The organism is Streptomyces sp. NPDC032472 (genome assembly GCF_040636955.1).
In the GTDB taxonomy this organism is placed as follows: domain Bacteria; phylum Actinomycetota; class Actinomycetes; order Streptomycetales; family Streptomycetaceae; genus Streptomyces.
Map to the genome: position 1 here is coordinate 109,211 of NZ_JBEZVK010000022.1, position 24,992 is coordinate 134,202.

The window sequence follows — 24,992 nt, forward strand, 5'->3', positions numbered from 1 at the left end:
TCTGTCGACTCAGAGAATCTCGACATCAACAAACCATTGAACTTCCACCATAAGGAAATTACTATCCACTGGTCAGAAGCGCCCTGAACCCCCAGACGGCGCCCGCGACCGTATCCCGGAACTCTCCACACCCGACGGCACTGCGTGCCGTCCCGCGCGAGCATTCCCCCGCGGCCGCCAGGCACCGCCGCTGAAGGAGTGACAGATATGTCCGCACCAGCGCCGTCATCGCTGGCCATCGTCGACGCCGAGCCCCTCCCCCGCCAGGACGAGGTCCTGACCGAGGCCGCCCTCGCCTTCGTGGCCGAGCTCCACCGGCGGTTCACCCCCCGCCGCGACGAGCTCCTCGCCCGCCGCGCCGAGCGCCGCGCCGAGATCGCCCGCACCTCGCACCTCGACTTCCTCGCGGACACCGCACAGGTCCGCGAGGGCGAGTGGCAGGTCGCGCCGGCCCCGGCCGCCCTGAACGACCGCCGTGTGGAGATCACCGGTCCGACGGACCGCAAGATGACCATCAACGCCCTGAACTCGGGCGCCAGGGTCTGGCTCGCCGACTTCGAGGACGCCTCGGCGCCCACCTGGGAGAACGTGGTCCTCGGCCAGCTCAACCTGATCGACGCCTACGAGCGCCGCATCGACTTCACCGACGCGCGCACGGGCAAGTCGTACGCCCTGAAGCCCGCCGAGCAGCTGGCGACCGTCGTGATGCGGCCGCGCGGCTGGCACCTGGAGGAGCGCCACGTCCGGGTCGACGGCCGGTCGGTGCCGGGTGCGCTGGTGGACTTCGGCCTGTACTTCTTCCACAACGCACAGCGCCTGATCGACCTGGGCAAGGGCCCGTACTTCTACCTGCCGAAGACGGAGTCGCACCTCGAGGCGCGCCTGTGGAACGAGATCTTCGTCTTCGCCCAGGACTACGTCGGCATCCCGCAGGGCACCGTCCGCGCCACCGTCCTCATCGAGACGATCACGGCCGCGTACGAGATGGAGGAGATCCTCTACGAACTGCGCGACCACGCCGCGGGCCTGAACGCGGGCCGCTGGGACTACCTGTTCTCCATCGTGAAGAACTTCCGCGACGGCGGCGAGAAGTTCGTCTTGCCGGACCGCAACGCCGTCACGATGACCGCCCCGTTCATGCGGGCGTACACCGAGCTCCTGGTCCGCACGTGCCACAAGCGCGGCGCGCACGCCATCGGCGGCATGGCGGCCTTCATCCCGTCCCGCAAGGACGCCGAGGCCAACCGCGTTGCGTTCGAGAAGGTGAAGGCCGACAAGGACCGCGAGGCGAACGACGGCTTCGACGGCTCCTGGGTCGCCCACCCCGACCTGGTCCCGATCGCGATGGCCTCCTTCGACGCGGTCCTCGGCGAGAAGCCGAACCAGAAGGACCGGCTGCGCGAGGACGTCTCGGTGGCCCCGGGCGAGCTCATCGCCATCGACTCCCTGGACGCCAAGCCCACCTACGAGGGCCTGCGCAACGCCGTCCAGGTCGGCATCCGCTACATCGAGGCCTGGCTGCGCGGCCTGGGCGCCGTCGGCATCTTCGGCCTGATGGAGGACGCGGCCACCGCCGAGATCTCCCGCTCGCAGATCTGGCAGTGGATCAACGCCGGCGTCGTCTTCGAGAACGGCGAGAGGGCCACCGCCGAACTGACCCGCACCATCGCCGCCGAGGAACTGGCCGCCCTGCGCGCCGAGCTCGGCGACGAGGCCTACGCGGCCGGCAAGTGGCAGCAGGCCCACGACCTGTTCCTCCAGGTCTCCCTGGACGCCGACTACGCGGACTTCCTCACCCTCCCCGCGTACGAGCGCCTCGTCGGCTGATCGCACAGCAGCCGAACGCACCGACTCCGCCCCCGGCCCCACGGCCGGGGGCGGAGTCGTTTCACGTCCTGCCCTGCTCCCTGGCACGGAATCAGGAAGGGGGAGTCCGGAAAACCGGAAGGGCGGACAGGTCGGGAAGCGGAACGCCGGGGGGCCGAACGACCGGTCGGTCGTTACGCCATCGTAATCTGCGGCTACCTAGCGGTAACAACGTGCGCCATGTCACCTTTCCGGTGCCACCGGCCGGCGGTAACCCCCACTTCCCCAGCCATGCCCCGGAGTTCGCTCCGGCTCCGGCATGGCCTACCGCAGGAGTTCCGCTGTGATCGGATTCCGCAACACCGGCAAGGACAGGACCCGCGGCCGCGTGCGACGGCTCGCCGGGGCCGGCCTGGCACTGCCGCTCGCCCTCACCGCTCTGGTCGGCGGCGCGGCCGGCACCGCGGTCGCGAGCCCCGGGACCGGGCCCACCGCGGTGGTGTCCATGGGCGACAGCTACATCTCCGGCGAGGCCGGGCGCTGGAAGGGCAACAGCCTCACCAACTCCGGAAGCCGCACCGGCACCGACCGGGCCTGGACCACCGGCTCGACCTACGACCCGTCGAAGGTGTACGGCGCCACCGCCGGCGGCTGCCACCGCTCCGACTCGGCCGAGGTCAGGAGCGCCGGGGCGATCGCCGAGGTGGCCGTGAACCTGGCCTGCTCCGGCGCGACCACCGAGAACGTCTTCCGCGCGAGGAACGGCGGCGTCGCCTTCAAGGGCGAGGCCCCGCAGGCCGACCAGCTCGCCGCGGTCGCCGCGAGCCACGACGTCAAGGTCATCGCACTGTCCGTCGGCGGCAACGACCTCGGCTTCGCCGACATCATCCAGGAGTGCGCGTACGACTTCGTGCTCTGGAACTCGTACTGCTACGACGACCAGCAGTACGCCGTCGACCAGAAGATCGACGGCGTGATGGCGAACGTCGGCAAGTCCGTGGACGAGATCCGGGCCGTCATGCGCGCCGCAGGCTACGGCGACTCCGCGTACCGGATCGTGCTGCAGTCCTACCCCTCCCCGATCCCGCGCGGGGCGGAGAACCGGTACACGCAGAGCGACTGGAGCCGGCTCAACACCGGCGGCTGCCCCTTCTGGAACCGCGACTCCGACTGGGCCCGGGACTCGCTCGTCCCGCAGATCGCGAACCGCCTGAAGGCCGTCGCCGCCGACAAGGGCGCGCAGTTCCTGGACCTGCGCGACATGCTCCAGGGGCGCGAGGTGTGCTCCAAGGCCAGCAAGCAGGTGACCACGACCGCGCCGGCCTCGGCCAAGACGAGCGAGTGGGCGCGCTGGATCGACAGCAGCGAGACCCAGGGGCTCGTCCAGGAGTCCATGCACCCCAACTACTTCGGCCAGCTCGCGGTCGGCCGCTGCCTGGCCCTGACCGTGGCCCAGCCGGCCACGTCCAACGTCGGCTGCAAGAACACCGCGGGCGGCGACCAGACCGGGATGTACCTGACGCCGGCCTCCTGAAATCCGGATGATCGGCGGCGCTGCGGGCTGGCATGCTCAGGCGCATGGCAGCCCGCAGCGCACATCCCTCCCTCTACATCTCCGTCGACATCGAGGCCGACGGTCCGATCCCCGGCCCCTATTCCATGATCAGCTTCGGCGCCGCCGTCGCGGGGCGGCAGGACGGCGCCTCGTATACGGCCGCCGATCCGCAGGCGCGGACCTTCTACCGCGAACTGCGGCCGATCAGCGACCAGTACGTGCCCGAGGCGCTCGCCGTCAGCGGGCTCGACCGGGACCGGCTCCTGCGGGAGGGCACCGACCCGGCCGAGGCGATGGCCGCCTTCCGCAGCTGGGTGCGCAAGGTGGCCGAGGAGGCGGGGGCGCAGCCGGTGATGTGCGGCTACCCGGCCTCCTTCGACTGGACGTTCCTGTACTGGTACCTGATGCGGTTCGGCGGCGACAGCCCGTTCGGGCACTCGGGCTGCCTCGACATGAAGACCCTGTACGCGGCGAAGGCCCGGGTCCCGCTGCGCGCGGCCGTCAAGGGCCGGATGCCGGCCGCCCTGCGCTCCACCCGCCGCCACACCCACCACGCCCTCGACGACGCGGTGGAACAGGCGGAGCTGATGAGCAACCTGATGCTGTGGGAGGGCCCCGGAGACGGCGAGAACCTTCGCTCTCCTTCCGGCCAACTGACCTGATTTCTGGGAAACTTCGCTCCGCCGACGAGTGCACACGGCCGCCGAAGGGGGCGCGCGGATGGCGGAGCGGGACGAGGAACCTCCGGAGGACCTGACGGCAGCGGAGCTCGGGCTCTGGCAGGCGTACCGGATCGGTACCGCGTACGACCTGCGCACGGGAGACCCGGCAGCGGACGACCCCGGCGACGGCCGACCCTGGGGCGGCGAACGCACCCTGCGCGCCGAGGTGATCGCCCGCCTGCTGCTGAACGGGCCGCCCGCGCTTCCCGGGCGGGCGCCGGCGCTCAAGATCCGGGGCGCCTTCGTCACCGGCGCGCTGGACCTGTCCAACTCTCAGGTGACCGTCCCCCTGGAGCTGCACGACTGCCGTCTGGACGGCCCGGTCGAACTCGTCGACTGCATGGCCGGCAACCTCATCCTCGACGGCTCCCACGTCCCCCGCGTGAACGCGGCCCGCCTGACCACCCAGGGGGACCTGAGCCTGCGCGGCTGCTTCGTGCCCTCGGGCATCGCCCTGCCACAGGCCCGCATCGGCATGGACCTGCTCCTGACCGGGCTGCGGCTGCGGCCCGCCCGGTCCGGGCAGGCCCTGGACGGCGACGGGCTCAACGTGGGCCAGGACCTGGAGGCCGACGGGCTCCACGCCACCGGTGAGCTCACCCTGCGCGGCGCGCGCGTCGGCGGCACCGTCAGCCTGCGCGGGTGCATGCTGCACCATCCGGCCGGAACGGCGCTCAACGCCGCCCGGCTGGTGGTCGAGGAGAGCCTCGTCCTCGCGGCCCACGCCTACGCGATCGACCCGGAAGGCGGACCCCGGATGCGCCGGGCCTCGGTCCAGGGGAACTTCCGCCTGGACGGGGCCTCGTTCGGCACCTCCCTCGTCCTCGACCGCGTCCGGCTGGAGCTGCGGGACGGCCAGGAGCTGTCGCTGCGCGGCGTCCAGACCCCCGAGCTGCGCTTCATGCCCGAGCGACCGGAGCGGGGCCGGGTGACCCTGGGCAATGCGGTGGTGGGGCGGCTGGTCGACACCGCGCACAGCTGGCCGCGCGCAGGCCACCTCGATATGCGGAACTTCACGTACGAGGACCTCGTTCCGGCCGGCCCCTTCGGGCTGCGTCAGCGCCTGGAGTGGATCGAGGCCGCCACCCCCGAGTACGACCCCGAGCCGTACGAGCGTATGGCGGCCGTCCTGCGCGCCTCGGGCGAGGACACCGATGCGAACGAGGTGCTCCTCGCCCAGGCCCGGCGGCGCCGGGAGACCCTTCCCCTGGCGATCAAGGTGTGGGACCTCTTCCAGGACCTCGCCCTCGGCTACGGGTACCGGCCCGGGCGGGGCGTGGTGTGGCTGTCCGTCCTGTGGGCCCTCGGGTCCGTGTGGTTCGCCGCACCGGCCGCCGCCGCTCAACGCGGAGGAGGCGCCCACCTGGAGCGCCCCCATCTACACGCTCGACCTGCTACTGCCCTTCCTCGACCTCGGGCAGGAGACCGCCTGGCGGACCTCCGGCGCCTCGCAGTGGATCGCCCTGCTGCTGGTCGTCCTCGGCTGGATGCTCGCGACGATCGTCACCGCGGGTGCGGCCGCACTGATCTTCCGCCGCAACTAGTAGGGCTTGGTCAGGTTGGTGGGTCGGTGGCGTGTCTTCTTGATTGGTCGTGTCGTTGTTCGAGTGTGCTGGGTGGGGAGTAGGCTGCGGTCCGGTGTGATCTGGAGGATTTCGCGGCGGAGATGTTCGAGCCGTTCGGTCGGGTGGATCAGCGTCGGTGGGGTGCGGTCTATCTGCGGGGGCTGCTGCTGGAGGGCGGGCGCAAGTCGGTGGAGCCGATGGCCGCCCGTCTGGGCGAGGACGGCAACCGGCAGGCCCTGGCCCACTTCATCACCTCCAGTCCGTGGGATCCGGCACACGTGCGGGCCCGCCTGGCCTGGCGGATGCAGCCGGTCGTCAAACCGACGGCACTGATCGTGGACGACACCGGGTTCCTCAAGGACGGGGACGCCTCTGCCTATGTGACCCGGCAGTACACCGGCACCGCGGGCAAGGTCACCAACTGCCAGGCCGGCGTTTCGCTGCACCTGGCGTCCAACAACGCCTCGGGCGTGGTGAACTGGCGGCTGTTCCTGCCCGAGAGCTGGGATCCCGCCTCACCGAAGGCCGATGCGGCCAAGGTGGCGCGACGCGACCGGTGCGGGACCCCGGCCGAGGTCGGCCATGTCGAGAAGTGGCAGCTGGCCCTCGACGTGATCGACGAGACACGGTCCTGGGGCCTTGAGGTCCCCCTGGTCATCGCCGACGGCGGCTGCGGCGACACCGCCGCCTTCCGCCTCGGCGTGGAAGACCGCGGCCTTGCCTATGCGGTGGGCATCTCCACCACGACCACCGCCCAGCCCGAGGACGCCCGGCCGTGCACCCCGGCCTACACCGGCCGGGGCCGACGACCGGTGCCGGCCTACCCGGAGCCGGCAAAGACGGTGAAGAGCCTGGTCATCGCGGCCGGCAAGCAGGCCGCGCGGCCGGTGCAGTGGCGCGAGGGCTCGCGGCCCGGCACCGGCCGCAGCGGACAGAAGCGCATGTACTCCCGCTTCGTGGTCCTGCGCATCCGGCCCGCCGGACGCGAGATCCGCAAAGCCACGGCCGGTGCCGAGCTGCCGGCGCGCTGGCTGCTGGCCGAATGGCCCGCCACCTCAGACGAGCCCGTGCAGTTCTGGTTGTCCAACCTGCCCGAGAACACACCGCTGCCCGTCCTGGTCCGCACCGCAAAGCTCCGGTGGCGCATCGAGAACGACTACCGCGAGATGAAACAGACGTTGGGCCTGGCCCACTTCGAGGGCCGCACCTGGCCAGGCTGGCACCACCACGTCACCCTCGTCTCGGTCGCCCATGCCTTCTGCACCCTGCAGCGGCTGACCCGGTCCCCAAAAGAGACGGCGCCGGCCTGAGCCTCTACCGAGTCGTCCGCGAAGTGCAGCTCGTCCTCGCACTCTGGACCGACGCCTGCCCCACCTGTCACCGCAACATCCCCGACCCCGCACCAACCTGACCAAGCCCTACTAGGGCCTATCCAGTGGAACTTGACCAAGCGCGCCCAACCGCCTTCGGGAGCAAGGGGGTTTGCGATCCTTCACGCTGGCCGTCCCGAGCGTGCGGAGGGATGCTTCCGCCAACTGGCGTTTCCCCTCTCACCAAACGCTCACATCGAACACACAGTTGATCATCGCATCCTTCACAGCTAGCCTCGTGAGCTCGCCAACGCCGCGTTGGACGCCAACCACAGAAGGAACCTTGTGATCAAGAACCGTCGGCTCAAGCGAATAAGCGCCGTCGCAGGCACCCTCTCCGCTGCTCTTCTCCTCACCGTCACCCAGTCAAACGCCGCCAGCCGTGAAGTCGACCGCGCGACCACCACTAGGCATGACGGCGAGTGGGTGAAGTGCGCCAGTAAAATGGAGAACGGCGACAATGTCTACCTGGCCTGCTTCGACCCCGAGGGCGACTGGTTCAGCGTCTACGACGGGAAGGCGGACGGCTCCTCCGCCGTCGTGGACTGGGAAGTGGGGAACCGCTATGGCGCCATATTCAACGCTGACGGCATGGCCGCACACCGCTACAAGGAAAAGAACTTCCCCGAGGGTGCCACAGTCCGCTTCCGCGTCTGCCTGGGCCACTGGGAGACCAAGCTGATCACTGCGGGTACGTGCTCCGGCTGGGTAAGCAACCCCACCTGACAAGACCTCGATGAGCCGGTCGTGATGCAGGCATTGCCGACCCGCCCGGTCGAAGCGCTGCCCACACCCGAGGCATGAGGTGCGGGTCTCGCGGCGCAGTCACGGTGCGTCGACGGTTGGCTGCTGACACCCCTTCATCCGGATAGCAACCTGATCCGCCGGACAGGCCTTACTTTGATCTTTTCGTAAGTTCGGTGGGTGTGGTGGATGGATGGTCAGGCCGGTGTGGGCGAGGAAGGACCATGGCATTTGTGGTTTGTGGTTGATGCGGTGGATGCCTTGCTCGGTGGCGTCGGCGACATCGGCGAGGTGGTCGCCGGCGAGGTTGGCGAGTTCACGTTTCTTGAGCGAGGACCACAGCAGCTCCACCGGGTTCAGCTCGGGAGCGTAGGCGGGTAATCGTTCCAGGGTGAGCCAGTCCTGGTCGGCGGCCCAAGCCCGCATCGCCCGGCTCCAGTGGGCGGACAGACCATCCCAGACCAGGACCACCCGCTCGCCGCGGTAGAACACCTTCATCTGCTCCAGAACCTCGATGAGGGCGGCGCTGTCGTAGCTGCCGGGCTTGAGGTGAAAGCACAGGCGGGCCCCGCGATCGGGGTCGGTGGAGTGGTATCCCAGGGCCCCGGCCATCGACGCCCGCTTCCAGTTCAGCCGGTGCCGCAGCAGCGGGGTCCGACCTCGGGGTGCGTAGGTGCGGCGGATCTGAGGGAGCAGGGAGACGCCCGATTCGTCGAGGAACACGATCCAGGCACGTGTGTTCACGGCCCCTTTTTGATCCGCGGCCACTCGTGCGCGATCCAGCGGGCGATCTCCGACTCGTCCCTCTCGACCGCCCGCCGCTCGGGCCGTTGCAGGCTCCATCCGAGCCGGCCGGTCAGCAACCGCCACACCGAAGCCCTCGACAGCACCACTCCCGTCACCCGCTCAACGACGGCGCCGACTCGCTCCAGGGTCCACAGGTCGGCCTCGAAACCATGCGCCTGGGCTCCCCGCTCCAACGCGGCCCGGACCGTCTCGACCTGGGCGTCGTCCAGCTTGGGTGGGCGTCCGGTGGCTGCCCGTCGCCGCAGGGCCGAAGCACCGCCTTGCTCCCACACCCGCCGCCAACGCCGCACACTCTCGGCACACACCCCCACCGCCCGCGCGATCTCCGCATTCGAGACGCCGTCCTCGAACAACTCGACCGCCCGAACACGACGCGCCTCCGCCAACTGAGGCCCCGACAACGGAGGAAGGGAGGAGCCGGCAGCCGAAGGGGAAGGTTGATAAGCCACCCCGACAGCCTCCCACCCACACGGCCACCACACCCACCGAACTTACGAAAAGATCAGTAGTGCTGTGGCCGGAAAGGTTTGCCGGGTCGCGGCGTCCGGTGCGGCACCTCGCCGCGTTGTCGGCCCTCGCACGTACGTCCAAGCAGCCCGCCGCACCGGCCGATGGGCGTACGGGGATCAGTGCGCGGGCACCGGTTCCGCGAGCCCGTCGGCGGCGGCGCCCCGCCGGGCGCCGAGGTGGTTGAAGGCCAGGTTGAGCACGATGGCGGTCACGCAACCGGTACTGATGCCGGAGTCCAGGACGACCAGCAGGTCCTTGGGGAAGGCGTGGTAGAAGTCCGGTGCGGCGATCGGGATCAGGCCGATGCCGACCGAGGCGGCGACGATCAGGGCGTTCTCCCCGCGCTCCATGGAGGCACCGGCCAGGGTCTGGATGCCGCTGGCGGCGACCGAGCCGAACAGGACGATGCCGGCGCCGCCGAGGACCGGCAGCGGGACCACGCCGATGACGGAGGCGGCCACCGGGCACAGTCCGAGCAGGATCAGGATGCCGCCGCCGGCGGCGACGACGAACCGGCTGCGCACCTTGGTCATGGCGACCAGCCCGATGTTCTGCGCGAAGGCGCTGCACATGAACCCGTTGAAGACCGGGCTGAGTGCGCTGCCCAGGGCGTCGGCGCGCAGGCCGCCCTCGATCGTGCGGGCGTCGGCCGGCCGGTCGACGATCCGGCCGAGGGCCAGGATGTCGGCGGTGGACTCGGTCATGCAGACCAGCATGACGATGCACATCGAGACGATGGCGGCGACCTGGAACTGGGGCGCGCCGAAGTGGAAGGGGGTCGGGAAGCCCACCAGGGAGGCGTTCTTGACGGTGTCGAAGTTCGCCATGCCGAGCGGGATCGCGAGCAGCGTGCCCGCGGCCAGGCCGAGGAGGATGGCGATCTGCTGCAGGAAGCCGCGCAGGAACTTGCGCAGCAGCAGGACGATCACCAGGGTGGCGGCGGCCAGGCCGATGTTCTTCATCGAGCCGTAGTCGGCGGCGGTCCGGTTGCCGCCCTGGGACCAGTTGAAGGCCACCGGGAGCAGCGAGACGCCGATCAGGGTGATGACCGTACCGGTGACGACGGGCGGGAAGAAGCGGACGAGCCTGCCGAAGTAGGGGGCGGCGACGAAGCCGAGTGCGCCGGCGACGATGATCGCGCCGAAGATGACCGGTATCGCGTCGTGGCCCTGGCCCTTGCCGATGGCGATCATCGGGGTCACACCGGCGAAGGAGACGCCGTTGACGAAGGGGAGCCTGGCCCCGATCCGCCAGAAGCCGAGGGTCTGCAGGAGGGTGGCGAGGCCGGCCGTGAAGAGGGACGCGCCCATCAGGAACGCGGTCTCGGTGGCGGAGAGTCCGACGGCGGGGCCGACGATCATGGGTGGGGCGACGACGCCCGCGTACATGGCGGCCACGTGCTGGAGGCCGCTCGTGAACATTTTCAGAGGGGGCAGGGTCCCGTCGACGGGATGGACGTCCCCGTCCCCCTTCGGTGCGGCTGCTTCTTTGCGAAACCTGGGCGCCTGGGCCACGGCTTCCTCCGGTCGGGTAACACGTCGGCAGGGACGTGGGTGTCAGGGAGGTGGTGCGAAGAACAGGTGCGGTGCGGCGCGGTGTGGTACGTGAGGTGCGTGAGCGGGCGTGCGCGTGCGCGTGCGAAGAAATGTGGTGACACGAGTCACCGCTCCCGGGGGCGCCGTCGGATACCTCGGGCGCTTCCCGGGAACGGCTGCCGCGGACCCCGCTCGGGTCCGCGGCCACCGGCCGGGGGCCGTCCCCCCCGGCCGGATTCCTGGGGATGCCCCCCGGCGGGATCAGCCCTGCGCGGAGATCCGCGCCAGGCGCTGGGCCTCTTCCCGCGTGGAGCGGGCGATGGCGTCCTCGTCGGCGGTGAGCAGTCGGTTGTTCTCGACGATCTGCTTGCCGTTGACGAAGGAGGCGGTCACCGGGGCGGCCGCACCGAAGACAAGGGCCGTGACCGGGTCGGCGATGGAGGAGTGCAGGAACGTGCTGAGGTTCCACAGCACCAGGTCGGCGAGCTTGCCGACCTCCAGCGAGCCGATGTTGTCGGCGCGGCCGAGGACCTGGGCGCCGCCGTAGGTGCCGAGGCGCAGCGACTGGCGGGCGTTGAGGGCGGCCTCGCGGTGCACCGGGTTCAGACGGTTGATCAGGAGCGCGTTGCGCAGCTCGGTGTGCAGCTCGCCGGACTCGTTGGAGGCGGTGCCGTCCACGCCGAGGCCGACCGGGACTCCGGCGGCGAGCATGTCCGGGACGCGGGCGATGCCGGCGGCCAGACGGGCGTTGGAGGACGGGCAGTGCGCCACACCGGTCTTGGTCCGGGCGAAGGCGGCGATGTCGGAGTCGTTCATGTGGACGCTGTGCGCCATCCACACGTCCTCGCCGAGCCAGCCGGTCGACTCGAAGTAGTCGGTCGGGCCCATGCCGAAGAGCTCGTGGCAGAACTTCTCCTCCTCGACCGTCTCGCTGCCGTGCGTGTGCATGCGCACGCCGAGGCGGCGGGCCAGCTCGGCGCCCTGCTTGAGCAGCTCGGTGGAGACCGAGAAGGGGGAGCACGGGGCGACGGCGACCTGGGTCATCGCGTCGAAGGAGGCGTCGTGGAACTTCTTGATCGTCGCCTCGGTGTCGGTGAGGGCGCCCTCGAGGGTCTCGACGGCGTGGTCCGGCGGCAGGCCGCCGTCCTTCACGCTGCGGTCCATGGAGCCGCGCGCCAGGGTGAAGCGGACGCCCATCTCGGACGCGGCGCGGATGATCGAGCCGGAGAGGTCGCCGGCACCCTTGGGGTACACGTAGTGGTGGTCCATGGCGGTGGTGACACCGCCGCGGGCCATCGCGGCCAGGGAGCCCTGGGCAGCGGAGTAGGCCATCTGCTCGTCGATGCGCGCCCAGGTCGGGTACAGCGCTACGAGCCAGTTGAAGAGGTTGTGGTCGGTGGCCAGGCCGCGGGTGATCCACTGGTAGAAGTGGTGGTGGGTGTTGACCAGACCGGGGGTCACGAGGTGGCCGGTGCCGTCGATGCGGCGTACCACGTTCTCGAGGTTCTCGGGGGCGTTGCCCGCGCCGATGGCCTCGATCTTGTTGCCGGCGATGACGATGTGACCCGAGGCGTACTCGGTGTCGTTCGCGTCGACGGTGGCGATCGCACAGTTCTCGATGACGATGCGCTCGACCGCGCTGTCAGTGGCTGCCATGGGGCTTCCTCGTGCTTTCAGTGGCGGTGCGGGCACGGCAGGACCCAGGGGATTTGAGTGCCGAAACCGGGGGCCTGACAGCTGACAGTACTGCCGCCCCGTCTGATGCTCCGGGTGCCGAGTTCAGGAAGTACGCGTGTTGCGGGGGGACGGGTCCCGGGGCCACTGCGGAGCCCCGGGACCCGGGTGCCGGCTCTAGAGGTTGGTCAGGTCCACCGGGATGCGCGCGTCGGCGCCGTCCCGCAGGATCGTGGCCTCGATCAGACCGTAGGGGCGGTCCGCGGCGAAGTACACCTCGTTGTCGTTCTTCAGGCCGAAGGGCTCGAGGTCGACGAGGAAGTGGTGCTTGTTCGGGAGCGAGAAGCGGACCTCGTCGATCTCCGAACGGTGGTTGATGATGCGCGAGCCCATCTGGTACAGGGTCTGCTGCAGCGACAGGGAGTAGGTCTCCGCGAAGGCCTCGAGCATGTGCTTCTTGGTCAGCTCGTAGGACTTCTCCCAGTTGGGCATCCGCTGCTCGTCGTCGGTCCAGTTGAACCGCCAGCGGCCCGACACCTGGGTGGCCAGGATGCGGTCGTACGCCTCCTGCAGGGTCGTGTACTTGTCCTTCACGTAGCCCCAGAACTCCGAGTTGGTGGAGTTCATGACGATCAGGTCCTTGAGGCCGGAGATGACCTCCCAGTTCTGGCCGTCGTACGTGATCTGGGTGACGCGGGTCTCCTGGCCCTTGCGGACGAAGGAGTGCTTGACCTCGTCGGCGCCGATGAACTTGGAGTTCGCGTCGGAGGTCTGGATCCGCTCCCAGGCGTACTCCTCGATCCGGATGCGCGCGCGCTGGATCGGCTCCTGGCTGCCTACGAACCAGCGGGCCAGGTGGATGCCGAACTGCTCGGCGGACTCGATCCCGTACTCCTTGGCGAAGGCGTACACCGTGTTCTTGGTGGTGTCCGTCGGCAGGACGTTCGCGTTCGAGCCGGAGTAGTGGACGTCGTCCATGTCGCCGGAGAGGGCGACCGAGACGTTCAGGTCCTTGATGTGGTGGGTGTCGCCGTCCCGCGTGATCTTGACGACGCGGTTCTCTGCTTTGCCGTACTGGTTCTGGCCGAGAATCGTGGGCATGGTCTGCTAGCTCCCTCGGTAAACGGAGTAGCCGAACGGGTTGAGCAGCAGCGGTACGTGGTAGTGCTCGCCCGGGTTGACCGCGAACGTGATGGTCACCTCGGGGAAAAACGCACCGCTGTCCCTTACGCGGGGGGCGTCCTGCTGCGCCTCGGCGGCTTGCTTCTTGGCGAAGTACGCCTCGGTCTCGAAGTCGAGGCGTACGTGGGTGGTGCCCTCCGGCAGTGCCGGCAGGTCCTTGCAACGCCCGTCGGCGTCGGTGGCGGAGCCGCCCAGGGCGGTCCACTCGGCGTCGAAGCCGCTGCGGGCTGCGAGCGAGATGGCGACGCCCTCGGCGGGGCGGCCGATGCTGGTGTCCAGGATGTGCGTGGACACCGAGGCCGTGGTCTCAGTGCTCATGGCTTGTCACTCTCCTTCGAGGAGTCGGGTCAGACGGATCCGGTTGATCTTGACGAGCTCTCCGCGGGCGATCTCCCGCTCGACCTCGGCGGTGTTCTGGATCCGGACCTTGACCGCGTCCCGCATCTGCTCACCGGTCGCACCGGTGGCGCAGATCAGGAAGACGTGCCCGAACTTCTCTTGGTAGGCCAGGTTCAGTTCGAGCAGTTCGGCCTTGAGCTCTTCGGAGGCCCCGGCCATGCCCCGCTGCTCGCGGGCGGAGGTCGGGTCTCCCGGCTTCGGCCGGCCGATCGGCGGGTGGCCCGCCATCGCCTCCTCCAGGTCCGCCGTGGTGAGCTCCGCCATGGCGGCGTCGCTCGCGGCGAACAGGGCGTCGGCGCTGGTGTACGGGCGCTGGGCGAGCAGCTTGCTGCCCCATGCCGAACTGGCGCACACCTCGTGCAGCTCGGCCGAGGCCGCTGCATCGTCCAAGGTGTTGAACCGGGTAAGCCCCGGGGTCGGACTCGAAGTCACGGGAAGCCTCCGTGGCCTGATTGCTTTGACGGGCTGCGCATAGCTAACGCCCTGGACAACACGGCGTCAACACTTTGTTGAAACTTCCCGTACACAAAAGCCGCCGTCCGGTTGATTCGGGCGGCGGCTCGTGACCGTGGGTGAAGCCTGAATCACCCTTGGTGGTTTTTGTTGGGGTTTTCCCTGTTCAAGTAGTTGTAGACGGTGAAGCGGCTTACGCCGAGGGCGCCTGCGACGGTCTCGACGCCGTGGCGGACGGAGAAGGCGCCGCGCGCCTCCAGTATCCGCACGACGTCCTGCTTCGTCTTGCGGTCCAGCTGGGACAACGGTACGCCGTGGCGGCGCTCCAGGGCGGCCAGGATGTGGTCCAGCGACTCGCTCAGCTGCGGCAGGCGCACCGCGACCACGTCCCGCCCCTCCCAGGCGAGCACCACGTCGTCACGCTCGGCCTGGGCGGGATCCATCAGCACCCCGCCCATCGCGTCGACGAGCGGCTTGACCGCCGCGACGAACGGGTGGTCGCGAGGCTCGGTCATTCGATGCCCTCCCTGATCACGTTCACCTGCAGGGAGACGCGGGTGGCCCCGGCCTGCAGCGAGTCGCGCAGCAGCGCGGACACCGCCTCGATCACCGCGCCGGCCTCGCCCTCGGCGGTGTTGCCGAACGGGCCGACGTCGACCGCGTCCAGTTCCGCCTTCTGGATGACCTCGCGAGCGGCCACGGCATGGGCGGGCGCCTCTTCGAGGTCGAAGGGCTCGGTCGTGAACTCCACTCTCAATCGCACCCGGTCAAGCTACCCCGAGGTACGGAAAAACCGGCAGCCCCCACTTGACATCCACACGCAGGCCCATGCAGTCTTCCATCAAGCAGAAAGAAACTTCCGCAATACGGAAGGAGCGCCGCCCCTCATGGGATACACGGACCAGCGCTTCGATGTGAACCTTTCGATCCTCTTCACGGAACTCCCGCTCCTGGAGCGCCCCGCGGCCGCCGCCGCGGCGGGCTTCACCGCGGTCGAGCTGTGGTGGCCCTGGATCGAGACCCCCACCCCGGCTCAGGAGGAGCTCGACGCCCTCAAGAAGGCTCTCGAGGACGCGGGCACCCAGCTGGTGGGCCTGAACTTCTACGCCGGCCAGCTCCCCGGCCCGGACCGCGGCGCGGTCTCCGTACCCGGTGAGGAGTCGGACCGCTTCCGCGCCAACATCGACATCGCGGCGGACTTCGCCGCGTCGGTCGGCTGCAAGGCGCTCAACGCGCTCTACGGCAACCGCGTCGAGGGTGTGGACCCGGCCGTCCAGGACGAACTCGCCCTGGAGAACCTGGTCATCGCGGCCCGCGCCGCGGACCGGGTCGGTGCGATCCTGCTGATCGAGACCCTCAACAAGCCCGAGTCGCCGCTCTACCCGCTGGTGAGCGCCCCGTCCGCGATCGAGGTCGTGGACAAGGTGAACGAGGCGACCGGTCTGGGGAACGCCAAGTTCCTGCTCGACCTGTACCACCTGGCGATGAACGATGAGGACCTCTCCGAGGTCATCGAAAAGTACGCCGCCAAGACCGGCCACGTCCAGATCGCGGACAAGCCGGGCCGGGGTGCCCCGGGCACGGGTGAGCTGCCCCTCGAGGACCTCCTCGACCAGCTCAAGAAGGCCGGCTACCAGGGCTTTGTCGGCCTTGAGTACAAGGCCGCCGACGCCGCCGCGTCCTTCGACTGGCTGCCGGCCGAGGCCCGCGCCGCGAAGTAGGGGACAAAGTCCGGGCTTTCCGCCAGGCACCCCCGTCACTTTTCGTACATAGCTTTAAGAGAAGGACCTCATCATGAGCAACCTCCCGAAGATTGCATGGATCGGTCTCGGCATCATGGGCTCCCCCATGTCCGAGAACCTCCTGAAGGCCGGCTACTCCGTCACCGGCTTCACCCTGGAGCAGGACAAGCTGGACCGTCTGGCCGCCGCCGGCGGCACCGCGGCCGGCTCGATCGCCGAGGCCGTCAAGGACGCCGACGTGATCATCACGATGGTGCCCGCCTCCCCGCAGGTCGAGGCCATCTCCTACGGCCCCGAGGGCATCCTGGAGAACGCCAAGTCCGGCGCGCTGATCATCGACATGTCGTCGATCACCCCGCAGACCTCGGTCGACCTGGCCAAGAACGCCAAGGGGAAGGGCATCCGCGTCATCGACGCCCCCGTCTCCGGCGGCGAGGCCGGCGCCATCGAGGCCGTCCTGTCGATCATGGTGGGTGGCGAGAAGGCCGACTTCGACGCGGCCCTGCCGATCCTCGAGACCCTCGGCAAGACCATCGTCCTGTGCGGCCCGCACGGCTCCGGCCAGACGGTGAAGGCCGCCAACCAGCTCATCGTCGCGGTGAACATCCAGGCGTGCGCCGAGGCCGTCGTCTTCCTCGAGAAGTCCGGCGTGGACCTCCAGGCCGCCCTCGACGTCCTCAACGGCGGTCTGGCCGGCTCCACGGTCCTGACCCGCAAGAAGGACAACTTCCTGAACCGCGACTTCAAGCCCGGTTTCCGCATCGACCTGCACCACAAGGACATGGGCATCGTCACCGACGCCGCCCGCAACGTCGGTGCCGCCCTTCCGGTCGGCGCGGTCGTCGCCCAGCTGGTCGCCTCGCTGCGCGCCCAGGGTGACGGCGGCCTGGACCACTCCGCCCTGCTGCGCGCCGTCGAGCGCCTCTCGGGCTCCCAGGTCTGAGACCTGGCTCCCCTGCGGGGGACCTGAGTTTCCGGATGGTGCCGGTGCTGACACCTGTCCTGTCGCGCCCAAGCGCCGGCACCGTCCGGATCACCTCCATCTTTGTTCAACAAACTGTTGACGTTGCCTTCAGCCGAAATCTAGGCTGTGTTCCGCATGACGGAAGACGCTTTCCGTCAGCAGTTACCCGTACGGAAGGTCACCATGTCGAAGCGCACGCTGACGACCGAGTCCGGCGCCCCGGTCGCCGACAACCAGAACTCCGCCACCGCCGGCGTCGGTGGCCCGCTCCTGATCCAGGACCAGCAGCTCCTCGAGAAGCTCGCCCGCTTCAACCGTGAGCGCATCCCGGAGCGTGTGGTGCACGCGCGCGGCTCGGCTGCGTACGGCTACTTCGAGGTGACCGACGACGTCACCGCCTACACCAGCGCCGCGTTCCTGAACACGGTCGGCAAGAAGACCGAGACCTTCCTGCGGTTCTCCACCGTCGCGGACTCCCTCGGCGGCGCGGACGCGGTCCGCGACCCGCGCGGCTTCGCGCTGAAGTTCTACACCGAAGAGGGCAACTACGACCTCGTCGGCAACAACACCCCGGTGTTCTTCATCAAGGACCCGATCAAGTTCCCCGACTTCATCCACTCCCAGAAGCGCGACCCCTTCACGGGCAAGCAGGAGGCGGACAACGTCTGGGACTTCTGGGCGCACGCCCCCGAGGCGACGCACCAGATCACCTGGCTGATGGGTGACCGCGGCATACCCGCGTCCTACCGCCACATGAACGGCTACGGTTCGCACACCTACCAGTGGACGAACGAGCAGGGCGAGGCCTTCTTCGTCAAGTACCACTTCAAGACGAACCAGGGCATCCGCTGCCTGTCCTCCGAGCAGGGCGCCGAGCTCGCGGGCAAGGACCCGAACTCGCACCAGACCGACCTGCTCCAGGCCATCGAGCGCGGTGTGAACCCGTCCTGGACCCTGTACGTCCAGATCATGCCGGCCGCCGAGGCCGCGGACTACCGCTTCAACCCGTTCGACCTCACCAAGGTGTGGCCGCACAGCGACTACCCGCTGCAGCGCGTGGGCCGTCTGGTCCTCGACCGCAACCCGGACAACGTCTTCGCCGAGGTCGAGCAGTCCGCCTTCTCCCCGAACAACTTCGTCCCGGGCATCACCGCCTCGCCGGACAAGATGCTCCAGGGCCGCCTGTTCGCGTACGCCGACGCCCAGCGCTACCGCCTCGGTGTGAACCACACCCAGCTGCCGGTCAATGCGCCGAAGGCGACCGTGGCGGACAACTACGGCCGCGACGGCCTCATGGCCACCCGCAACGGGTCGCGGACCGACAAGAACTACGAGCCCAACTCGTACCAGGGTCCGGCCGAGACCGGCCTGGCGCTCGGTGCCCCGAAGGCCGTCTCCGGCTACACCGGCACCCACGCCGCCCCGACCCACACCAAGGACGACGACTTCTTCCAGGCCGGTGAGCTCTACCGCCTGATGTCGGAAGCCGAGAAGGAGCGTCTGGTGGCGAACATCGCCGGCGGTCTGTCGCAGGTCTCCCGCGAGGACGTCATCGAGAAGAACCTGGCTCACTTCCACGCCGCGGACGCCGACTACGGCAAGCGCGTCGAGGAGGCCGTGCGCGCACTGCGCGAGGGCTGAGCCGAAAGCTGCACCGGGAGCCTGGCGGGAGGTCGGGCTCCGGGTGCCGGGCCCACACTGTGTACCCGGATGAGGGGTGGTGCGCAGTGGGGGCAGGACGAGGACCGTGGCGGCGGCGAGCCAGTGCGGTGGTAATGGGTTCCGAGGCCCGTCTCTTGACCTGAGGGAGACGAAGCCGAAGTTCCCGTCGCCGTCCGCCACGGTCCCAGCCATTCCTTGCTCTACAGGGGCCACGCACAGGGTCCCCTGTGGAGCAGGGAGAACTCGGATCTCCCACACACTCCGCCCGGCGGTGCGAACGTCCTGTCGCGCCAGCCTCGCTCCGTCGGGCGGTAACACCCAAAGCGCCGAGTCACGGACGGTCCCGTGACTCGGCGCTTTGTCGTGCCCGTGTCCGTACGGGGTCACGGCCGGGGTCACGGCCGGCGTTCCGTCAGGGCCGCGCCCGACGGGGCAGGCGTACGGACAGCAGCAGCGCGGCGGCCAGCAGGCCCGCCGTGACCAGGGCAGTGCCCGCGAGGGCGGCGGAGGCGGTGCGGCCGTGGTCGGTGAAGGCCGACCACACCGTCACCAGCAGGGCCGCGCCCACCGCATTGGCCAGCTGCTGCACGGCATTGAGCACGCCGGACGCCGAGCCCACCTCCTCATCGGCCACCCCCGCCAGGATGACGTCGAACAGCGGGGGGATCACCAACCCCATACCGAGTCCGGTGGCCAGGGTGCCGGGCAGCAGCCGCCAGCCGTCGTGGACCCCGCCGGCCGCGCCCGCCAGGACGGCCAGCACCACCAGCCCCGCCGCGGTCAGGGCGATGCCCGCCTGGATCACCGTCCGGCCGTGGCGGCGGGCGAGCGATCCGGCCGGGCCCGCGGTCACGGCGATGCCCAGGGCGACCGGGGCGATGGCGTAGCCGGCGCCCTGCGGGGAGAGGCCCAACGGGCCCTGGAGGAACAGGGACAGCACGAGCGTCAGGCCGGTGAACGCGGCGAAGAAGACCACCGCGACGAGGATCCCGCCGGTGTAGGCGCGGTTGGCAGACAGGCCCGGTGCCATCAGCGGAGACGGCCGCCGCCTCTGGAGCCGGGCGAACCACAGGAAGCCGGCGGGGCCGGCGGCGAGCAGAGCGAGGGCCCACAGGGGCCAGCCCAGCTCCCGGCCCTGGACCAGCGGGTAGACCAGTGCCCCGGAAGCCGCCCCGGCCAGCAGCATGCTCGGCACGTCGAGCCGCAGCCCGGGGTCGGACGCCCCGCCGGGTATCCAGCGCACGGCGCCGGCCAGCGCCGCCAGGCCGAGCGGCAGGTTGACGAGGAACACCATCCGCCATCCGGTGCCGAACAGGTCCGCCCCCGTCAGCAGCCCGCCGGCCACCGGACCGCCTACCGCGCACAGGCCCATGACCGGGCCGAAGAGCCCGAAGGCCTTGGCCAGTTCGGCCTGGGGGAAGGAGTCCTTGACGATGCCGAAGCCCTGGGGCAGCAGCAGGGCGCCGCAGGCACCCTGGAGGGCGCGGGCGGCGATCAGGGTGCCCGGCTCGGGCGCCAGCGCGCACAGGACGGAGGCGAGGGTGAATCCGGCGGCGCCGAGGAGGAAGAGCCGGCGCCGCCCGAACCGGTCCCCGAGCCGCCCGGCGGTGATCAGCAGGACGGCGAAGGGCAGCGTGTAGCCGGCCTGGAGCCACTGGGCGACCTCGCGGCCACCGCCGAGATCGGCGGCGATGGCGGGGGCGGCGACACCGGTGACGGTGGCGTCCAGGAGGTCCATCACCTCGGCGAGGAGTACGACGGCGAGGACGGCCCAACGCCGGCGGTACGGGCCTGCGTTCGGGATCCCCGGTTCGGGGCTCAAGGCGAGACGGGACACGGAGGCACTCCAGGGGTGGCTGCACAGGACGAGGTACGACCTCGTGCGACAGAAAAATGAACGAACGGTGTTCGTCACGAACAACGTTCGCTACGAACACCGTTCGCTGTCAAGTGCTAGCCTGTGCCCATGCCGACGCCGCCGCCCCGCCGCCCCAGCACCCGCACCCGCCCCGCGAAGCCCCCGCTCAGCGAACGGGCCGTGGTGGACGCGGGCCTGCGGGTCCTGCGCCGCGAGGGCCTGGACGCGGTGACCATGCGCAAGGTGGCGGCCGAACTGGACACCGGCCCCGCGTCCTTGTACGTCTACGTCGCCCAGCGCGAGGAGCTGCTGCGGCTGATGCTCGACGCGGTGGTGGCGACCGTACCGCTGCCGGAGCTGCCCGCCGATCCGCCCGGCAACTGGCGCGAGCGCCTGGCGGGCCTGATCACCGATGTGATCCACGCCCTGAACTCCCACCCGGGCATCGGCCGGGTCTCGCTCGGCTCGATCCCGGCCGGCCCGGCCTGGCTCGATCTCTTCGACCGGATCCTCGGGCTGCTGCTGGCGGGCGGGGTCGATCGTCAACGGGCCGCATGGGGCTGCGACCTGATCGCCCTTCACATCGGCGCCGTCACCTACGAGGTGTCCGCCGCGGCCACGGCGGCCGGGGACGGCGCCGGCGCCCTGCAGGACGCCCTGGAGCACCGTCACGCCCGGGCCTCCATCGAGGAGCGGCTCGCCGGACTCGACCCGGTGCGCCATCCGCACCTCGCCTCCAGCACGGCGGAGCTGTCCTCCGGCCCGGCCGCGAGCCGCCTCGCGCTCGGCATCGAGGTGCTGATCAACGGCCTGGCGGCGGACTGCCGGTAACCGCAGCGGCCGGATTCCGGCCGGATGCGCTTGCGATCACCACGGGGCGGGCGTAGGCAGGGAGTGTGGGTGCCGGTCCGGCAACCGCTTCTCCGCAGACGCCGAGGAGGCCCCCATGCCCCCTGATGCAATGGGTCTTGACCTTCGTCCTCCTGGCCCTCGGGGGTTTTCTTGCCCTTCGCGCCTGGCGCATGGCCCGCAGGGAACCGGAGTCCGAGCCGCGGATCGAGGTGCTCGCCGGCATCGGCGGCGGTCTGGTGTGCGGGATCGCGGTGGGGCTGTCCGCACTCTTCATGAGCGAGTCGATCCGACTGTCCCAGGAACACGCGTCATGGCGGGCGGGCGTCGAAAGCGCGGCCTCCGTCCCGGGCTTCGCCGCCGCCGGCCATGACGACGTCAAGACCATCAACTTCAGCGGAAAGTCGCTGCACGACGCGAACTTCAACCATGCCGACCTGCGCGGGGCCCAGTTCAGGGACGCCGACCTCACCGGTGCGACCTAGAAAGCTCGGGCGGACCCTGACACGAACGGCCCCCGTCCCTCCGTTCGTGCGGAGGGGCGGGGGCCGCTGTATGAGCCGGGCCGGCGGTGTCAGGGCTGCCGGCCAGGCCCGGTCTTCGGACCCGCGGGTCAGACCTTCAGGGTCTTGATCGCGGTCGGGGCGTGGCCCGGCTCGGTGGCGAGCTCCTCGAACTCGGTGACGTCGCTCATGTCGACCGTCTTGCTCATGGCGATGTTGGTGACGCGCTCCAGGATGGCCTCGACGACGACCGGGACCTGGAACTCCTGGGCCAGCTTCTTGGCCTCTTCGAAGGCCTCGCCCAGCTTCTCCGGGTCGGTGACGCGGATGGCCTTGACGCCCAGGCCCTCGGCGACCTTGACGTGGTCGACGCCGTAGACGCCGATCTCCGGGGTGTTGATGTTCTCGAACTCGAGGTTGACCTCGAAGTTGATGCCGAGGCCGCCCTGCGCCTGGCGGATCAGGCCGAGGTAGGCGTTGTTCACGAGGACGTGGACGTAGGGGACCTTGTGCTGGGCGGCGACCGCCAGCTCCTCGATCATGAACTGGAAGTCGTAGTCGCCGGAGAGGGCGACGACCGGGGTCTCCGGCTGCGCGGTGGCGGCACCGATGGCGGCCGGGATGGTCCAGCCGAGCGGGCCGGCCTGGCCGCAGTTGACCCAGTGCCGCGGCTTGTAGACGTGCAGGAACTGCGCGGCGGCGATCTGGGAGAGGCCGATGGTGGTGACGTAGCGGGTCTCCGGGCCGAACGCCTTGTTCATCTCCTCGTAGACGCGCTGCGGCTTCATCGGGATGTTCTCGAAGTGCGTGCGGCGCTGCAGGGTGGCCTTGCGCTCCTGCGCGGAGGCGGCCCAGGCGGAGAAGTCCGGCAGCTTGCCCGCGGCCTTGAGCTCCTTGGCGATCTCGATGAAGAGCTCCAGGGCGACCTTGGCGTCGGAGGCGATGCCGTAGTCGGGGGCGAAGATCTTGCCGAGCTGGGTGGGCTCGATGTCGACGTGGACGAACTTGCGGCCCTTGGTGTACGCGTCCAGGTTGTAGCCGGTGTGGCGGTTGGCCCAGCGGTTGCCGATGCCGAGGACGAAGTCCGACTCGAGGAACGTCGCGTTGCCGTAGCGGTGGGCGGTCTGGACGCCGACCATGCCGGCCGCCAGCTCGTGGTCGTCCGGGATGGTGCCCCAGCCCATGAGGGTGGAGATGACGGGGATGTTGGTGAGCTCGGCGAACTCGACCAGCAGGTCGGAGGCGTCGGCGTTGATGATGCCGCCGCCGGCGACGATCAGCGGGCGCTCGGACTCCAGCAGGAAGCTCAGGGCCTTCTCGGCCTGGGCGCGGGTCGCGGACGGCTTGTAGACCGGCAGCGGCTCGTACGTCTCGGGGTCGAACTCGATCTCGGTCAGCTGGACGTCGATCGGCAGGTCGATGAGGACCGGGCCGGGGCGGCCGGAGCGCATCAGGTGGAAGGCCTGCTGGAAGACGCCGGGAACCTGCGCGGCCTCCAGGACGGTCGTGGCCGCCTTGGTGACCGGCTTGGCGATCGTGGCGATGTCGACGGCCTGGAAGTCCTCCTTGTGGAGCTTCGAGACCGGGGCCTGGCCGGTGATGCACAGGATCGGAATCGAGTCGGCGATCGCGGAGTACAGGCCGGTGATCATGTCGGTGCCGGCGGGGCCGGACGTGCCGATGCAGACACCGATGTTGCCCGCCTGGGCGCGGGTGTAGCCCTCGGCCATGTGCGAGGCGCCCTCGACGTGACGGGCGAGGGTGTGGTTGATGCCGCCCACGTTCTTGAGCTCTCGGTAGAACGGGTTGATCGCAGCGCCGGGCACGCCGAACGCTTGCGAAACACCCTCGCGCTTGAGGATCTCAACGGCGGCGGCTGCGGCTGTCATACGAGGCATCGATGTCTCCTGCAGGTCTGGCGTCAGACTGTTTCCGTAATCCGGAAGTTTTGTTCTGCTATACGGAACAAGCTAAAGGCCGAGTCCTCGCACGTCAAGGCGGTGGGACACCGCGGAACGCACCAAAAGCCGCGTCTCGCTCAAGCGACTTGTACGAAAGACCGGGACCGGGCCGAAAATCGCGGGCGCGGTCGCCGCGGCGGTCGCAGGTGGTGGAGCATGGACCCACGCACAGCGACGGAGGGGGTCGAGCTCTGATGGCGGAAGCGGTACCGGTGCGCTGCCCGGCGTGCCTGCGGGAGAACGGCTACACCGCCCCGGTCTTCCCCTGCTCCTGCGGCAGCCCGGCCGCGCTGCCCCTGGACCTGGCGGCGCCGCCCGTGCCGCTGACGCACCGCACCTGGTCGGAGGCGTGGGTGGCGGTGCGGTGCGGGACCTGCGGGGAGGTGAGCGAGTGGCCGCATCCGGAGCTGGGCTGCGGTTCGTGCGGGACGGTCGTACGGATCCCGGTCCACCCGGTGGCCCCCGCGGATCCCGGCACGGGCACGACCCCCGCCCCGGAGGCCCCGGAACCCCCGACCCGCCCGGCACCCCCACCGGAGTCCGCCGCAACCCGCCCGGCCGCCGGGGACCCGGCGGACAGCGCGGGCTCCACATCCCCCGGGGACACCGCAGCCGCCCCTGCCCTCCGGCCGGCCTTCCGCCCGGTCACCATCCGCACGGCCCGCGACGCCGTGGCCACGGCCGCGCTGTACCTGCGGTGGCTCGGCTTCCAGGACGTCCGCCAGCCCGACGGCCGCCCCATCCCCTCGGCGGCGGTGGACCTGCGCGCCCCCGGCCTCGTCGCCCAGGTGGACCCCACCACGGCGCCGGCGGGGCTCCGCGCGGTGGAGTGCGTCTGGCTGAACGGCCTCACGGCCTCGGCGACGAGCGTCTACTTCGCCCTCGCGGGCTACACCCAGGAGGCCCGCTCCCGCGCGGACGACCTCGGCATACCGCTGTTCGTCATGGACCTCACGGGCATGCCCCAACCCCTGAACGACCCGGCAGACGCCCTCCTCGGCTCGGGCGCCTAGTAGGGCTTGGTCAGGTGGGGGCGGGTGTGGTTATGCCGCGGTGGCAGGTGGGGCAGACGCCGGTCCATGTCGCGAGGAGGGTCTGTAGCTCGCGGACGACTTGGTAGAGGCTCAGGCC

At 69.9% G+C, this 24,992-nt stretch carries 22 protein-coding genes and 1 pseudogene; 12 read left to right on the plus strand and 11 right to left on the minus strand.

Annotation, left to right across the window (positions count from 1 at the left end; all coding sequences use genetic code 11):
• Positions 1–207 precede the first annotated feature (207 nt).
• The 6 genes and pseudogenes from aceB to AB0F11_RS17540 all read left to right on the plus strand — a co-directional run bounded on the left by aceB (position 208) and on the right by AB0F11_RS17540 (position 7,744).
• Complete coding sequence (gene aceB, locus AB0F11_RS17515; RefSeq protein WP_362173953.1) at positions 208–1,827, plus strand: malate synthase A; 1,620 nt, start codon at positions 208–210, stop codon at positions 1,825–1,827.
• 322 nt (positions 1,828–2,149) lie between these two features.
• Positions 2,150–3,340 (plus strand): GDSL-type esterase/lipase family protein, encoded by a 1,191-nt coding sequence (locus AB0F11_RS17520; protein WP_362173956.1) that lies wholly within the window; start codon positions 2,150–2,152, stop codon positions 3,338–3,340.
• A 44-nt stretch (positions 3,341–3,384) separates the two neighbouring features.
• On the plus strand, positions 3,385–4,023 hold the full coding sequence (locus AB0F11_RS17525; protein ID WP_362173959.1) for a 3'-5' exoribonuclease: 639 nt from the start codon (positions 3,385–3,387) through the stop codon (positions 4,021–4,023).
• Positions 4,024–4,081: 58 nt separating this feature from the next.
• Positions 4,082–5,627 (plus strand): annotated as a pseudogene (locus AB0F11_RS17530) (oxidoreductase).
• A gap of 122 nt (positions 5,628–5,749) precedes the next feature.
• The gene (locus AB0F11_RS17535; RefSeq protein ID WP_362173962.1) at positions 5,750–6,958 is read left to right on the plus strand and encodes an IS701 family transposase; all 1,209 of its coding nucleotides are present in this window, start codon (positions 5,750–5,752) and stop codon (positions 6,956–6,958) included.
• Positions 6,959–7,303: 345 nt separating this feature from the next.
• On the plus strand, positions 7,304–7,744 hold the full coding sequence (locus tag AB0F11_RS17540; protein ID WP_362173965.1) for a hypothetical protein: 441 nt from the start codon (positions 7,304–7,306) through the stop codon (positions 7,742–7,744).
• Positions 7,745–7,843: 99 nt separating this feature from the next.
• On the opposite strand, the gene AB0F11_RS17545 is transcribed toward AB0F11_RS17540, so the two are convergent.
• The 9 genes from AB0F11_RS17545 to AB0F11_RS17585 form a co-directional block, all read right to left on the minus strand.
• Positions 7,844–8,506, minus strand: coding sequence for an IS630 family transposase (locus AB0F11_RS17545; protein ID WP_362173968.1), 663 nt, complete (start codon positions 8,504–8,506; stop codon positions 7,844–7,846).
• The gene (locus tag AB0F11_RS17550; RefSeq protein ID WP_362173971.1) at positions 8,503–8,922 is read right to left on the minus strand and encodes a winged helix-turn-helix domain-containing protein; all 420 of its coding nucleotides are present in this window, start codon (positions 8,920–8,922) and stop codon (positions 8,503–8,505) included. The genes AB0F11_RS17545 and AB0F11_RS17550 overlap by 4 nt, the downstream gene beginning before the upstream one ends.
• A 273-nt stretch (positions 8,923–9,195) precedes the next feature.
• Complete coding sequence (locus AB0F11_RS17555; protein ID WP_362173973.1) at positions 9,196–10,593, minus strand: nucleobase:cation symporter-2 family protein; 1,398 nt, start codon at positions 10,591–10,593, stop codon at positions 9,196–9,198.
• Positions 10,594–10,875: 282 nt separating this feature from the next.
• Positions 10,876–12,270 (minus strand): 8-oxoguanine deaminase, encoded by a 1,395-nt coding sequence (locus AB0F11_RS17560; protein WP_362173976.1) that lies wholly within the window; start codon positions 12,268–12,270, stop codon positions 10,876–10,878.
• A 195-nt stretch (positions 12,271–12,465) separates the two neighbouring features.
• Positions 12,466–13,389, minus strand: a complete 924-nt coding sequence (gene pucL, locus AB0F11_RS17565) for a factor-independent urate hydroxylase (RefSeq protein ID WP_361911646.1) — start codon at positions 13,387–13,389, stop codon at positions 12,466–12,468.
• Positions 13,390–13,395: 6 nt separating this feature from the next.
• Complete coding sequence (gene uraH / locus AB0F11_RS17570; protein ID WP_362173979.1) at positions 13,396–13,788, minus strand: hydroxyisourate hydrolase; 393 nt, start codon at positions 13,786–13,788, stop codon at positions 13,396–13,398.
• 6 nt (positions 13,789–13,794) lie between these two features.
• The gene (uraD, locus tag AB0F11_RS17575; protein ID WP_362173982.1) at positions 13,795–14,301 is read right to left on the minus strand and encodes a 2-oxo-4-hydroxy-4-carboxy-5-ureidoimidazoline decarboxylase; all 507 of its coding nucleotides are present in this window, start codon (positions 14,299–14,301) and stop codon (positions 13,795–13,797) included.
• Positions 14,302–14,453: 152 nt separating this feature from the next.
• Positions 14,454–14,837, minus strand: a complete 384-nt coding sequence (locus tag AB0F11_RS17580) for a helix-turn-helix domain-containing protein (RefSeq protein WP_362173985.1) — start codon at positions 14,835–14,837, stop codon at positions 14,454–14,456.
• Positions 14,834–15,085 carry a hypothetical protein gene (locus AB0F11_RS17585; protein WP_361911657.1) on the minus strand — a complete coding sequence of 84 codons (252 nt, stop codon included), beginning with the start codon at positions 15,083–15,085 and terminating at the stop codon, positions 14,834–14,836. The genes AB0F11_RS17580 and AB0F11_RS17585 overlap by 4 nt, the downstream gene beginning before the upstream one ends.
• Positions 15,086–15,209: 124 nt before the next feature.
• On the opposite strand from AB0F11_RS17585, the gene AB0F11_RS17590 reads away from it, so the two are divergent.
• The 3 genes from AB0F11_RS17590 to AB0F11_RS17600 all read left to right on the plus strand — a co-directional run bounded on the left by AB0F11_RS17590 (position 15,210) and on the right by AB0F11_RS17600 (position 18,669).
• A complete protein-coding gene (locus AB0F11_RS17590) occupies positions 15,210–16,043 on the plus strand; it encodes a TIM barrel protein (RefSeq protein WP_361911660.1) in 834 nt (277 codons plus the stop codon).
• Between the two features lie 73 nt (positions 16,044–16,116).
• Entirely contained in the window at positions 16,117–17,007 is an 891-nt protein-coding gene (locus AB0F11_RS17595; protein ID WP_362173989.1) for a 2-hydroxy-3-oxopropionate reductase, read from the plus strand.
• A gap of 204 nt (positions 17,008–17,211) precedes the next feature.
• Complete coding sequence (locus AB0F11_RS17600; protein ID WP_362173992.1) at positions 17,212–18,669, plus strand: catalase; 1,458 nt, start codon at positions 17,212–17,214, stop codon at positions 18,667–18,669.
• Between the two features lie 433 nt (positions 18,670–19,102).
• On the opposite strand, the gene AB0F11_RS17605 is transcribed toward AB0F11_RS17600, so the two are convergent.
• Complete coding sequence (locus tag AB0F11_RS17605; RefSeq protein WP_362173995.1) at positions 19,103–20,527, minus strand: MFS transporter; 1,425 nt, start codon at positions 20,525–20,527, stop codon at positions 19,103–19,105.
• Positions 20,528–20,656: 129 nt separating this feature from the next.
• Here AB0F11_RS17605 and AB0F11_RS17610 point away from each other — a divergent pair, with 129 nt between their 5' ends.
• Positions 20,657–21,379, plus strand: a complete 723-nt coding sequence (locus AB0F11_RS17610) for a TetR/AcrR family transcriptional regulator (RefSeq protein WP_362173998.1) — start codon at positions 20,657–20,659, stop codon at positions 21,377–21,379.
• Between the two features lie 137 nt (positions 21,380–21,516).
• Positions 21,517–21,882 carry a pentapeptide repeat-containing protein gene (locus tag AB0F11_RS17615; RefSeq protein ID WP_362174001.1) on the plus strand — a complete coding sequence of 122 codons (366 nt, stop codon included), beginning with the start codon at positions 21,517–21,519 and terminating at the stop codon, positions 21,880–21,882.
• 128 nt (positions 21,883–22,010) lie between these two features.
• On the opposite strand, the gene gcl is transcribed toward AB0F11_RS17615, so the two are convergent.
• Positions 22,011–23,798: a glyoxylate carboligase gene (gene gcl / locus AB0F11_RS17620; RefSeq protein WP_362174004.1), complete on the minus strand. Its 1,788-nt coding sequence runs from the start codon at positions 23,796–23,798 to the stop codon at positions 22,011–22,013.
• A gap of 257 nt (positions 23,799–24,055) precedes the next feature.
• Here gcl and AB0F11_RS17625 point away from each other — a divergent pair, with 257 nt between their 5' ends.
• On the plus strand, positions 24,056–24,874 hold the full coding sequence (locus tag AB0F11_RS17625) for a hypothetical protein (protein WP_362174006.1): 819 nt from the start codon (positions 24,056–24,058) through the stop codon (positions 24,872–24,874).
• Positions 24,875–24,992: the final 118 nt, after the last annotated feature.

Excerpts from the sequence above, each read along its gene's own strand:
- aceB (WP_362173953.1), top strand. The coding sequence starts at position 208 with ATGTCCGCACCAGCGCCGTCATCGCTGGCCATCGTCGACGCCGAGCCC.
- AB0F11_RS17525 (WP_362173959.1), top strand. The coding sequence starts at position 3,385 with ATGGCAGCCCGCAGCGCACATCCCTCCCTCTACATCTCCGTCGACATC.
- AB0F11_RS17535 (WP_362173962.1), top strand. The coding sequence starts at position 5,750 with ATGTTCGAGCCGTTCGGTCGGGTGGATCAGCGTCGGTGGGGTGCGGTC.
- AB0F11_RS17560 (WP_362173976.1), bottom strand. The coding sequence starts at position 12,270 with ATGGCAGCCACTGACAGCGCGGTCGAGCGCATCGTCATCGAGAACTGT.
- pucL (WP_361911646.1), bottom strand. The coding sequence starts at position 13,389 with ATGCCCACGATTCTCGGCCAGAACCAGTACGGCAAAGCAGAGAACCGC.
- uraH (WP_362173979.1), bottom strand. The coding sequence starts at position 13,788 with ATGAGCACTGAGACCACGGCCTCGGTGTCCACGCACATCCTGGACACC.
- AB0F11_RS17580 (WP_362173985.1), bottom strand. The coding sequence starts at position 14,837 with ATGACCGAGCCTCGCGACCACCCGTTCGTCGCGGCGGTCAAGCCGCTC.
- AB0F11_RS17590 (WP_361911660.1), top strand. The coding sequence starts at position 15,210 with ATGGGATACACGGACCAGCGCTTCGATGTGAACCTTTCGATCCTCTTC.
- AB0F11_RS17595 (WP_362173989.1), top strand. The coding sequence starts at position 16,117 with ATGAGCAACCTCCCGAAGATTGCATGGATCGGTCTCGGCATCATGGGC.
- AB0F11_RS17600 (WP_362173992.1), top strand. The coding sequence starts at position 17,212 with ATGTCGAAGCGCACGCTGACGACCGAGTCCGGCGCCCCGGTCGCCGAC.
- AB0F11_RS17610 (WP_362173998.1), top strand. The coding sequence starts at position 20,657 with ATGCCGACGCCGCCGCCCCGCCGCCCCAGCACCCGCACCCGCCCCGCG.
- gcl (WP_362174004.1), bottom strand. The coding sequence starts at position 23,798 with ATGCCTCGTATGACAGCCGCAGCCGCCGCCGTTGAGATCCTCAAGCGC.
- AB0F11_RS17625 (WP_362174006.1), top strand. The coding sequence starts at position 24,056 with ATGGCGGAAGCGGTACCGGTGCGCTGCCCGGCGTGCCTGCGGGAGAAC.